The 12,348-nt window shown below is 68.6% G+C and carries 5 protein-coding genes; all 5 read right to left on the bottom strand.

Features of this window, described 5'->3' with window-relative positions; genetic code table 11:
• Positions 1–9: 9 nt before the first annotated feature.
• The 5 genes from treY to JHL17_RS37585 all read right to left on the bottom strand — a co-directional run bounded on the left by treY (position 10) and on the right by JHL17_RS37585 (position 12,241).
• Complete coding sequence (treY, locus tag JHL17_RS06600) at positions 10–2,790, bottom strand: malto-oligosyltrehalose synthase (RefSeq protein ID WP_200191288.1); 2,781 nt, start codon at positions 2,788–2,790, stop codon at positions 10–12.
• A 41-nt stretch (positions 2,791–2,831) separates the two neighbouring features.
• Positions 2,832–8,438, bottom strand: a complete 5,607-nt coding sequence (gene treZ / locus JHL17_RS06595; protein WP_200191286.1) for a malto-oligosyltrehalose trehalohydrolase — start codon at positions 8,436–8,438, stop codon at positions 2,832–2,834.
• A 120-nt stretch (positions 8,439–8,558) separates the two neighbouring features.
• Complete coding sequence (locus JHL17_RS06590; protein WP_109086367.1) at positions 8,559–8,867, bottom strand: hypothetical protein; 309 nt, start codon at positions 8,865–8,867, stop codon at positions 8,559–8,561.
• Between the two features lie 246 nt (positions 8,868–9,113).
• Positions 9,114–10,469, bottom strand: a complete 1,356-nt coding sequence (locus JHL17_RS06585) for a sigma-54-dependent transcriptional regulator (protein ID WP_200191284.1) — start codon at positions 10,467–10,469, stop codon at positions 9,114–9,116.
• On the bottom strand, positions 10,466–12,241 hold the full coding sequence (locus tag JHL17_RS37585) for an ATP-binding protein (RefSeq protein WP_282189283.1): 1,776 nt from the start codon (positions 12,239–12,241) through the stop codon (positions 10,466–10,468). The genes JHL17_RS06585 and JHL17_RS37585 overlap by 4 nt, the downstream gene beginning before the upstream one ends.
• Positions 12,242–12,348: the final 107 nt, after the last annotated feature.

Below are 12,348 nucleotides of genomic sequence, written 5' to 3'. Positions count from 1 at the left end.
GGCAGACCGTTATCGCTTGCTGGACAGCAAAGCAACCGGCAGGTCCGCGAACAGCGTCGACACCATCACCGCGTCACCGCCTTCCACCTCCGCCCCGGTCAGGCGGTTGCGCCAGCGCGTGCCGCGGGGCAGGGGAATGGCGGTGTTGCCCCAATCCGGGGTCTCGCCCATCTGCCCGACCAGCCGCGGCACGGCCACCACTACCGCGTCATCGCCGCTCCGACGCGCATAGGCCACCACATGGTCGGCACGGTCGCCGGTCGCCTCCAGCGGCAGATACTCGCCGGCGCTGAAGGCCTCCGGCATCTCGGCACGGACCGCCAAGGCCTGTCGGGTCACCGCCAACTTGACGGCGCCGTCGGTCCAGCGCTCGATCATGCCCGAAACCCCACCGCTTTCAACCGCATCCTCCACCTCGTCCAGCAGCTTGCGGCGGGCGTCGTAATCCACCGGCAGGCGGTTGTCGGGATCGACGAGGCTGAGGTTCCACAATTCGCAGCCCTGGTAGATATCGGGCACGCCGGGGCTGGTCAGCTTCAGCAGCGTCTGGGAGAGACCATTCACCATGCCGATGCGCGCCAACGCCGCCTGGAAGGGCAGGAAGGCCTCGAGGAAGGCGTTGCGCCGGGTGACGTCGAGCGCGTCGTGGATGAAGCTGACGACCGCGCCCTCATACGCCTCGTTGGGTGCGGCCCAGGTCGAATGCACCTTGGCCTCGCGCATCGACTTGGTCATGGCGCCGACGATGCGCTCGGCAAAGGCGGTCATCGCGGACTGGTCGATCTGATCGACCGACGCGCCGGTCAACTCGGCCGGCCAGGCGCCGAGAAGCAACTGATAGAACAGGTATTCGTCGTTGCGGTCGGGTGGGGCGGTGCCTTCGACGTCGCCGCGGCGGGCACGCAGCAGCCGGCTCCAGGTCTGGACCTGCCGTTCCCACTCTTCCGGGATCTCCGACAGCGCATAGAGCCGGGCCCGGGTGTCTTCGCCGCGCTTGGTATCGTGGGTGGTGCTCGCCAGCATGTTTCCCGGCCAGTTGCGGGCGCGGTCCTGGTTGGCGCGGTGGAAGGCGGAGACGCTGACGCCGAAATGGTCGGGATGTCCGCCCACCTCGTTCAGCGCAACCAGACGGTTGTAGCGATAGAAGGCGGTATCCTCCAGCCCCTTGGCTATCACCGGGCCGCTATATTGCTGGAAGCGCATGGCGAAGCGGGTGACCTGCCGGCGGCTGTAGCCGCTCTTCGGCGCAGCCACCAGATCGGTGGTCAGCAGCCTTTGCAGGAAATCATAGACCGAGCCGTCCGGTCCCTGTTCCGCCCGCCGCGCCTGGGAGATCGCCCAGTCGATGTCGCGACGATCCAGGTCGCTGGGAGCGCCGCCGTCGACATAGGTGCGATAGACCGGAAAGCGGGCGATGGTCTCCTTCAGCGCCTGATGCAGGATGTTGGCGGTGAAGTCGGCGGTGGCGGGATTGGAGCGGGCGATCCGCGCCGCCTTGCGCGACAGCACGTTCAACTCGCTCGCCATCTCGCTTTCCATGATCCGGATCTTGCACTGCCGCACCACCGCGTCGAAATCGTCGCGCCGGCCGATGAAGTCGGCATAGAGGCGGGTGAAGGCCTCCTCCGCCTTCGGATCGACGAACAGGCCGCCCATCAGGTTGGCGTACTCGTAGCCGGTGGTGCCGTCGATCGGCCACTCCTCGCGCAGGCGCTCATGACGGGCGAGAATCTTCTCCACCACCAGATAGAAGGGCTTGGAAGAGGCCGCGACCAGCCGCTCGCAATAGCCCTTCGGGTCGATCAGCCCGTCGATATGGTCGATGCGGATGCCGTCGAGCGTGCCGTCCTCCACCATCTTCAGCACCATGCGATGGGCGACGTCGAACAACTCCGGCTCGTCCATGCGCAGGCCGGCCAGTTCGTTGATGTTGAAGAACCGGCGGTAGTTGATGTCGTCGGCGGCCACCTTGAAATAGGCGACGCGCCAGTTCTGGCGGCCGATCAGGTCATGCAGGTGGCCCCAGCTGTCGATCTCCCCCTCATAACCGCGGAAGACGGAGAGCCTCTGGTCGATCGCATCGGCCACGTCGGGCCGGATCGCCACCAGTTCCGCCAGTTCGGCCTTCAGATCCGACGCCCGGCGAAGCTGATGGGGGCGGGCGTCCTCCAGATGGGTGAAGGCATCGGCGATCCGCTCCAGATCCGGGTGATCGCCGCCGAGAATGGTGCCGTAATCCTGCGGACGCACCGGCAGCTTGTGGCTGCCGTAGGCCCAGACGGCGAAACTGCCGGTCTCGGTGTCGAAGCGCAGTTCCAGTCCGCCCGACACCAGCACGGCGCCATACTGGTCGCCCAGGAACGGTACCAGCACCTTGCCCTGCAGATAGCGATAGTCGGCTTCCCATTCGATGTCGAAATACCCGGCATACGGGCTTTCCGGTCCCCACTCCAGGACGTTCAGCCACCATTCGTTGTCGGCGCCGCCGACGCCCATGTGGTTTGGAACGAAGTCCAGGATCTGGCCGAGCTTGTTGCGCTTCAGCGCCTCCACCAGATCGCGGAAGTCGTTCTGGTCGCCGACCTCCGGGTTCAGTTCATTGTGGTTGACGATGTCGTAGCCGTGGGTGCTCCCCGGCCGCGCCTTCATGTAGGGAGACGCGTAGAGATGGCTGACGCCCAACCGGGCGATATAGTCGGTGATGGCGGTGGTGCGGTCGAAGCCGAACTCGCCGTTCAGTTGGACCCGGTACGTCGCACGAGGGATGGGCTTGCCGGCGGCGGGGGCCATGGGTGTTTGCTCCTCGGAGTGGGGAAGGGCGGTGTTTTCGGTCAGGTGCGAACGGGTGAGGAGGATGGTCGCGCCGCGGCCAGGATGGCGGCGACCGCTGCCGGTTCCGACGCGTCCGCGAATTCCTCCAAGGTCATCGACAGCTTGCGGCGCCAGTTCGGGTATTGGTCGGTGGTGCCGGGCAGATTGACCTGATCGCGCTCGCGGGTCAGGTCGTCCAGCTGCGCCACCGCCAGAGCCGCGTTGGTCCGGGCGAGGAAGGCATGCACCGCATGGTCCAGCGCCTCGTCATAGGGGCTGTCCGGCGTGAGGCCGGCGGGCAGGGCGATCCCGGCGGCACGCAGGGCATCGACCAGAGCCCCGCGGTCGGCGGAGCGGCGGGCCTGCTGCTTGTCCTCCTCGTCCTCGGCCGGGTAGAGGCCCTTCTCGGCCTTCAGCGTGATGTCGTCGCCCTCCCACCAGCCGCGCAGTGTGGCGAGGTCGTGGCTGCCGATGGTGGCGAGCGCCAGATCCGGATACTCGTCCGGTCCCTTGAAGGCGCCGTCCTCGGTCCATTCGAAGAAGACGACGCGATAGCTCAGCACACCGGCCTCGGTCATCCGCTCGCGGAAGCCCTCCGGCACGGTGCCCAGATCCTCGCCGACGACGAGGCAGCGGTGACGCTGGCTTTCCAGCGCCAGGATGCCCAGCAGATCCTCCATCGGATAGGCGACATAGGCGCCTTCGCCGGGCGGATGGCCGTCCGGGATCCAGTAGACATGCTGGAGCGCCATGGCATGGTCGATGCGCAGCGCGCCGGCATGGCGCATGTTGGCGCGGACCAGATCGATGAAGGGCTGATAGCCGGCCGCGCGCAGCGCCTGCGGATGGAAGGGCGGCAACCCCCAATCCTGTCCGGCCGGATTGAACAGGTCGGGCGGGGCGCCGACATGGGCGGCGTCGACCACCGCCTGCGGGGTCATCCAGGTCTCCGCCCCGCTGGCGTCGGCCCCGACCGCAAGGTCGCGGTAGAAGCCGATGGCCATGCCAAGCTCCGCGGCCCGCTCCGCCGCCAAGCGCAGCTGGTCGTCCGCCAGCCATTGCAGCCACGCGAAATAGGCGACGCAGTCGGCATGCTCGCCGGCGAACCGCTCGACCGCCGGTGCCGCGGCGTCGTGGAACTCGGTGGGCCAGCGGTGCCAGTCGGCCTTGCCCTCTTGCGCAAAGCGTTCGCGCAGCGCCTGGAAGGTGGCGAACCGCTCCAGCCCGCTGCCGCCGCCGGCCCGGAAGGTGTCGAAGGCGGCGCGGCGCTCCGGTTTGGCAGACCTCTGGAAGCGGGCGAACAGCCGCTCCAGGATCGGCAGCTTCAACTCGGAAACCGCAGTGTAGTCGACGTTGGCGGTGGAGCGGGCCGTATCCAGAGCCTGCCGGAATTCCGGCGAGGCAACCTGCCGGCGCAGTTCGGCATCGTCCAGGAACTCCGGCACCGCGGTGACGTCGATGTAGAGCGGGTTCAGGAACAGCCGACTGGCCGGAGAATAGGGGCTGGCATGTTCGGGGTTGTCGAGAAACATCGCATGCAGCGGGTTCAGCCCGATCACCGCCGCGCCGCGCGCCGCCGCGATGTCGGCCAGCGTCCGCAGGTCGCCGAAATCGCCGATGCCCCAGTCATGGTCGCTGCGCAGGGTATAGAGCTGCGCCGACAGGCCCCACAGCTTCTCTCCCACCAGCATCGGCGTCGGCAGATGGCAACGGGCGGGCGCCAGGATCAGGCGGGTTTCCGCCACGCCATGCTCCGTCTCCAGCCGCAGCGTGTGATAGCCGGCCTGGGTGAGCTTGCCCAGCGGCAGGCGACGCTCGGCATAGGTCACGTCGCCGGCGGTGATGCAGCGGCAGCGCGGCAGGCTGCCGAAGCCGACGACGCCGCTCTCGGTACCCCCGTTCTCCAGTGTCAGGGTATAGCGCAGCGTACGGGTGCCATTGGGGAGGGTGACCGGCACGGTGACCGCCTCCCCCGCCCGGCGCACCACGGCCGGGGGCAGGGCGCGGCCATAGCGCTCGCCGTCCAGCCGGTCGAGATGGGCCAGTGCGGCGGCCTCGTCTCCCGCCTCCAGGCCCATCGCCGATAACAGGGCGCGGATGGTCTCCTCGCTGGCCGTCACCGTTTCCCCGGCGGCATTGTCGAAGGAGCGCTCCACCCCCATGCGGTCGGCCAGACGGTCGAGGGCGGAGGCTTCCTCCAGCCACAGCACCACCGACCAGGGGCCGAGCGTGTCGCCGGTCAAGCCCGCGCCTTCCGTCCACAGCACACGGCCCGTGGCTTCGGGGAAGCCGGCCGCCGGCTTGTCCGCCAGATTGGCGAAGGCGTGCAGCCGGCTGCCGTCGCCCAGCTTCCAGCAGACCGTCAGGCCGGTCTCTCCCACCGCCTTGTGGCTGGAGGCGCCGCCCGGCACGCCGTCCAGCCGCGGCACGATCTCCGCCCGGCGCAGCGCCAAGGCGCGGCGATACCAGCCGAGCCAGTCGGCATGCTCCGCTGTCCCGCGCGCGTCCCAATCCAACTTGGCCGCTTCCGCGGTCTCCGGCGCGGTGGGATCGGGGATGCGGGCGCGGGCCTCGGGATTCTGGAATTCGGGGAACTTGGCGAATTCCTCCGCCCGGCCCTTGCGCACCGCCTCCGCCAGTTCCTCGCCGAAGTCGCAGAAGAAGGGGAAGGGCTTGGCCGACGCCCATTCCTCGCCCATGAACAGCATGGGAATGCCGGGACCCAGCAGATAGAGGATGGTCGCGGCCCGCACCGCCTCGGCCTTGGCGATGTGGGAGATGCGCTCGCCGAAGGCACGGTTGCCGATCTGGTCGTGGTTCTGGATGAAGGTGACGAAGGCGGTCGGCGGCAGATGCGCCGACGGCTCGCCGCGCGACTCGCCGTCGCGGTAGGCCGACGGGTCGCCCTGGAAGGCGAAGCCCTCCGCCAGCGCGCGGGCCCATTTCGCCGGGTCATGGGCATAGTCGGCGTAATAGCCGCCATCCTCGCCGGTCGCCGCGCTGTGCAGGCAATGGTGCAGGTCGTCGTTCCACTGGGCGGAGTGCCAGCGCGGGTCGCCCTCGCGGTGGCGGGCCAGGAAGCGCGCCTGGTTGGCGTCGTTCTCCAGAACCAGATGGACATGGCGCTGGTTCTGGAAATGGCTGTGCACCCGTTCCGCCAGCTCTTCCAGGACATGGCGGTCGCTGTCGTCGATGATGGCATGGACGGCGTCCAGCCGCAGGCCGTCGAGGTGGAACTCTTCCAGCCAGTAAAGCGCGTTGTGGACGAAGAAGTCGCGCACCGGACCGCTGCGCTCGCCATCGACGTTGATCGCCGCCCCCCAGGGGGTCTTGTGGCGGTCGGTGAAGAAGCTGCCGGCGAAGGCGTGGAGGTAATTCCCCTCCGGCCCGAAATGGTTGTAGACGACGTCGAGGAAGACCATCAGCCCGCGGGCATGCGCCTCCTGCACCAGGGTCTTCAGATCTTCCGGCCGGCCATAGGCGCTGTCGGGGGCGAAGGGCAGCACGCCGTCATAGCCCCAGTTGCGGGACCCGGGGAAGTCCGCGACCGGCATCAGCTCGATCGCGGTGACGCCCAGTTCGACCAGATCGTCCAGCCGGTCGACGGCCGACAGGAAGGTGCCTTCGGGGGTGAAGGTGCCGACATGCAGCTCGTACAGCACCGTCTCGTGCCAGGGACGGCCGGTCCAGGCGGTGTCGGTCCAGGCATGGACGCCGGGGTCGATCACTTCGGAGCAACCATGCACGTCGTCCGGCTGGAAGCGGGAAGCCGGATCCGGCACCGCCAGCCCGTCGGGCAGGACGAAGCGGTAACGGCTGCCGGCCTGCGCCCGCGCCGTGGTCAGGCTGAACCATCCGCCGCCCTGGTCCTCCATCGACACCGGCTGTCCGCCATCGTCGAGCGACAGCAGGACGGAGGCGGCGGACGGCGCCCAGATCGAGAAGCGGACGGAGCCGTCGGCCTGCACCTCCGCCCCGAAGGGCATGGAGTGGCCGCGGCGGCGCTCGTCGACCGGGACGATGCGGTCACGGTCGCGGCTGGCGATCTCCGGCCCGGCATCGGCCCGGATGATGGCGGTGACGCCGGCCAGCGGGATCGCCACCCAATCCGGCCGGTTGGCGAGTTCATAGCCGACCTCGTACAGCGCCTTTTCCAAGAGGAAGAGCTTCAGCAGCGCCGGTGCCGCCTGCGGATCGCGCGGGAAGCCGGGGCAGTCGCCGATCGAACCGCGATAGCCGTCGAGGAAGGCGGCCGACGCCGCCCCTTCCCACCAGGACAGCCAGGCGATCCGGGCATCGCGCGACGGCCCGTCGAGGCCGGCGGGGATCGCGTCGCGGGCCATGGCGGCGGCATAGGCGATGGAGCGCAGCATGCCGGCGACATCGCGCAGGATGCAGTGCTTGGCCCGCCGTTCGGCCAGCGGGCGCATCGGCTCGCCTTCGAAATCGACGATCTGCACGTCGCCGCGCGACACGAGAACCTGTCCCAGGTGATAGTCGCCATGCAGGCGCATGGCGCTGAGGTCGGCGGTCGCAGGGATCAGGGCATCGATCTGCGCCATCACCGCCGGCTCGCTCGCGGCAAGCGCGTTGGCCTGCGCGGCGATTGCCGGATCCAGCGTCGGGCTGGCCGCGCGCAGCCGCCCCAGCACGCGCTTCGCCAGGGTCCGCACGCCGCCTGCCCAGTCCTTCAGCCGCTCCGCCGTCGCCGGCTCCGGCGTGAAGGCCTCGCCACCGCCGGGGATGGCGAGCGCCCGGTGAAGCTCCGCCGTCCGCTGGCCCAACAGGCGCAGGAAGGCGACGCTGTCGGCATCGGCCGATTTGGCCGCGTCACCGACCTCGAAACGGGCGACGCGGTCGTTCAGGTAGCCGGTGACATGGCTCCAGGCGTCCTTCGCCTCCGGCACCAACTCCTGCATCACGCAGAGCGTGGTGGAGCCGGAACTGTTGGACCGCTCCACCCAGCCCAGCAGGGCCGGCGTGTTGGGGAACTGCGCAACCTCGGTCAGGAAGCGGCTGACCTCCAGTTCGGGATGGATGCCGGGTTCCAGCTTACGCAGCCCCTTCAGGATGGCGGCGTCGCCGATGCGGATGGAGGTGTTGGACTGCTCCGCGGTCATCCGGTGCAGCGGGGTGTCGGCGCCCAGCCGATCCACCATCGCCTCGCAGGCGCGGGTGTGACCGGCGGTCAGGCCGGCGGACAGCGCCGTTTCGCCCGGCTCGGCATCCCGCTTCAGAATGGCTCCAAGCAACGCGCGAACGACACCGTCATCGGCATAGCCGTCGCGCAGGCGGCCGGCGATCGGCAGATCCTTCGATCCGGCGATCGCCGATGCGTCCTCGCCGGTCCCGCGGTCGAGGATCAGGGGGAGTTGGTAGAGCTGCGGTTCCCGGCCCGGCGGTTCGACCCGCAACAGGCAGAGTTGGGCCTGGGCTCCGCCGGCCAGTGGCAGCGGCAGGGCATCGACGATGCGCACGACCGGCCGTCCGGCGTCCTTCGCCGCATACCAGCGGCGGGTCAGCAGATGGTCCGGCAGCAGGTCGTCCTGGAGACGGGACAGGATCTCGCTTTCCAGCGGGTTCGCCAAGACATTCGACTGGGCATGTGACTGCGGCGCAGTGGGCACGAGGGCTCCTCCCCTGTTGAGCGCTGGGTGGCACGTCGCTCAAACAGCACGGATGGAAGGAGTTCCCGCACCCGCGAAGCCGCTTCCACGAACGACCGCGCCCTTCTCCCAAAAGAGTGATCAAACGGTACGCGGGTGGTGGGGCAGATGGGCAAGGCGGCCGATCCGCTCTGCCACTTGCAGAGCTTCGACCACATCGTCCAGCCGTCCGTCGCGCATCAGGTTGTGCGCATGGGTATTGAGCGCGGCGACGACGGCCCGTTCATCGGACACCCCGCGGGCCGGCTGCCCATCCGGGTCGAGCACGGTGGCGCCCAGCGCCGCCATGGCCTCCGCGGTCAGGTTCACGGCCTCGGACAGGGCCTCTTCGTCGTCTTCCGCAGCGGTCAGGATCGGTTCCAGAAGCTCCGCAAGGAGACGGGGTGTCATGGTGGTAATCCTCGGTGACATTCTCAGGCCGTCCCCTTCGACGTCGGTGCTGCATTGTCTTTCGGATACAACAGCCGGAACGAAGGAAAGGTCCGTCCCGCCGCGCCACCCGCGGCTGTGGCCGAACGTGTGGAGACGGCACATGGGAACCGACAGCCACCCAGGCAAGCTTGGGCGTCCGTCAACTGCCCCGATGGGAGAAATGCAGGACCGTCGCGTGGTCGTGACTGGAGAGTTGCGGCTCCCTCACTCCAGAAAATCGTCGCGACTGAGCCCGTAGCGCTTCAGCTTGTCGTAGAATGTCTTGCGCGGGATGTTCAGCGCCTCGACGGCGGCCTTCACGCTGCCGCGATGGCGGGCGAGTTCGGATTGGATCAGGCCTTTCTCGAACAGATCCACCTGCTCGGCCAGCGACAGGGTGGATGGTGCCGACACCGGTCCCGGAGCCGCATCCTCCAGCCCCAGCACGAAGCGGTCGGCCGCATTGCGCAACTCGCGGACATTGCCCGGCCAATCCTGGCCCGTCAGCCGCTGCATCTGTTCGCGGGTCGGCGTGCGTGGCTCGCGATTGTAGCGGGCAGCCGCCTGGACGACGAAATGCTGGAACAGAAGCGGAATGTCGTCCCGCCTTTCGCGCAACGGCGGAATCGTCAGCACGACCACGTTCAGCCGGTAATAGAGATCGGCGCGGAACTTTCCGGCATCGGCCGCCTGCCTCAGATCGGCCTTGGTCGCCGCGACCACGCGCAAATCGACCGGCACCGACTCGTTCGATCCGAGCGGCTCCACCACCCGCTCCTGGATCACCCGCAGCAGCTTGACCTGCAGCGCCAGCGGCATGCTTTCGATCTCGTCCAGGAACAGGGTGCCGCCGCCGGCATGCTCGATCCGGCCGACGCGGCGCTTGGCGGCTCCGGTGAACGCACCCGCCTCATGTCCGAACAGTTCGCTCTCGAAGATCGATTCCGGCATGGCGCCGCAATTCAAGGCGACGAAGGGCTGCTTGCGCCGTCCGCTGGCGGCATGGAGCGCCCGCGCGACCATCTCCTTGCCGGTGCCGGTCTCGCCGAACACCAGCACGTCGGCGTCGGTATCGGCGACCGCGGCGATGGTGGCGCGCAGCCGCTCGATGCCCGGGGTGCGGCCGACGATGGTTTCCGCCGGGTCGGTCCCACCGGCGACCTGCGCCCGCAGCCTGCGGTTCTCCATCACCAAACGGCGTTTCTCCACCGCGCGCCGGGCGACCTCCGTCAGCCGGTCGGACGGGAAGGGCTTTTCCAGGAAGTCGTAGGCGCCGTTGCGCATCGCCTCCACCGCCATCGGCACGTCGCCATGGCCGGTGATCAGGATGACCGGCAAATCGGGGTCGATCTCCTGGACCCGTGCCAGCAGGGCAAGGCCGTCCATCTGCGGCATGCGCACGTCGGTGACGAGACAGCCCGGCCAGTCGCGCCCGACATGGCGCAAAGCCCGCTCCGCCCCGTCGCAGGCGGTGACCTCGAATCCCGCCAGTTCCAGCGCCTGCTGACCGGCCAACCTCACGGCGCGCTCGTCGTCCACGAACAGCACGCTGCCTGCGGTCTCGTGAATCGCCTGGCTCATAGCGTCTGCTCCGTAGTCTTTAGCCGCAAGGTGAAGATTGCGCCATGCCCCGGTTCCCCGGTGCGGTTGGCGGCGGTCAGGCTGCCGCCGAAATCCTCGACGATGCCGTGGCTGATCGACAGCCCCAGACCCAGCCCTTCGCCGGCTTCCTTGGTGGTGAAGAAGGGAACGAACAGGCGGGACAGGTCGGCCTCGGCGATGCCGCTACCGGTGTCGGCGACGCTCAGCAGCGCCTCCCCCTCCGCCGCGACCAGCCCGATGCGCAGGCGCCGCACCGGACAGCCGCGCATAGCGTCGGCGGCATTGCCGATCAGGTTGACCAGCACCTGCTGGAGCCGTACATCCTCCGCCACCACCCGGACCGGCAGGTCGGGCAGGTCGACCTCGACGGCAATGTCCTCCCGCCGCAGCTTGGCTTCCAGCAGGGCCAGCGCCTGGGCCACCGCGCTGTGGACGGACACCGGCCCCAGCGTGCCGGAGGCACGGCGGGCGAAGCCCTTCAACTGGCGGGTGATGGAAGCCATCCGGTCGGTCAGCTCGGCGATTTCCGTCAGATTGTCGCGTACCGCGTCCATCCGCCCGCGCTCCAGCAGGACCACCGCATTGTCGGCGAAGCTGCGCATGGCGGCGAGCGGCTGGTTGATCTCATGCGCGATGCCCGCCGACATCTGCCCCAGCGCCGCCAGCTTGGCCGCCTGAGTCAACTCGTTTTCCGCCGCGCGCAGGTCGGCGGTGGCGGCGGCGACCCGACGTTCCAGTTCCGCCCGGGATTCCTCCTGCAGGGTGATCCGCTCCACCAGCGCCACGCGGCGCAAGGCCACCGCATAAGCGGCGAGTGCCGCCATCGCCACCGCGGCGGCGGCAAGCAAGCCGGCAACCCAGGCATGCGCTGTCACCGGGTCCAGGCTGGTCAGGCTGTGCAGGGTCCAATCGCCGCCGGGCATGGCGATCGAGGTCAGCAGGTAGCGCCGCTGTCCGTCCTTTCCCTCCAGGGCGATGCGGTCGGACGCGCCGCCGAAAGCCCAGGGCAGTACGTCCAGCCCCTCGCTGGTGCCCTCCGGCACGATGGGCAGGCTGATCGGGATGCGGCGGGGCAGGGCATGGTAGCGCCAGGACGACACGTTGGTGATGAACGCCACCCCGTCGCGGTCGGTCACCAGCAGCTTTTCCTGGCTCGGCGCCCAGGCCCGCTCCAGCCGGTCGAAGCCCAGCTTCAGCACCACCGCCCCCACTGTGCGGTTTTCCGCCACCACCCGGTTGGCGGTGTAATAGCCCGGCACCAGCGACGTGGTACCGAGCGCGAAATGGTGCCCTTCGCCCTGGTCCATCGCCATGCGGAAATAAGGGCGGTAGGAAAAATTCTCGCCGACGAAGCTGGTGGCGCTGTTCCAGTTGCTGGCCGCCACGGTCGTTCCCTTGGCGTCCATCACATAAAGCGCCAGCGCATCCAGCGCCCTGGCGATGTCCTGCAGCTTGCGGTTCAGCCGGTCGACCGCAGCCGGCGTCGGGTTGGCCAGCAGGGCGCTCACCTCCGCATCCTGGGCCAATGCCAGGGGAACGGCGGCATGACGCTCCAGTTCTGCCCGCAGGTTGGCATTGTAGAGCGCCAACTGCGCCCTCGCGCCGTCCTTCAGATCGTCGATCGCCAGCGAAGAGGCCCAGCCCGCCGCCAGCGCCGCCGCCAGCGGGACCCCCAGCAGCAATGCCGTCAGCAGCAGTCTGCGCGGCCGTTCCAGCGCACGGGCAACCAACTGCCCTGCGGGTGACGGCATCGGCGAAGGCGGCGATCGAAGAAGAGCGGTCGATTCTGTCGCCGGGTCGGTCGGATTGCTAAGCAATATCGTCCATGGTCCTGTTGCGCCGCAACATTGATGCCGCA

It is taken from the genome of Azospirillum endophyticum, assembly GCF_016595245.1.
In the GTDB taxonomy this organism is placed as follows: Bacteria; Pseudomonadota; Alphaproteobacteria; order Azospirillales; family Azospirillaceae; genus Azospirillum; species Azospirillum endophyticum.
Note: the sequence above shows the minus strand (reverse complement) of the source record. Positions and strands in the feature narration are given on the sequence as shown.

What these genes read in the sequence shown, in the direction of transcription:
- treY (WP_200191288.1), bottom strand. Translation starts at nt 2,790, where the DNA reads ATGGCCCCCGCCGCCGGCAAGCCCATCCCTCGTGCGACGTACCGGGTC.
- JHL17_RS06590 (WP_109086367.1), bottom strand. Translation starts at nt 8,867, where the DNA reads ATGACACCCCGTCTCCTTGCGGAGCTTCTGGAACCGATCCTGACCGCT.
- JHL17_RS06585 (WP_200191284.1), bottom strand. Translation starts at nt 10,469, where the DNA reads ATGAGCCAGGCGATTCACGAGACCGCAGGCAGCGTGCTGTTCGTGGAC.
- JHL17_RS37585 (WP_282189283.1), bottom strand. Translation starts at nt 12,241, where the DNA reads ATGCCGTCACCCGCAGGGCAGTTGGTTGCCCGTGCGCTGGAACGGCCG.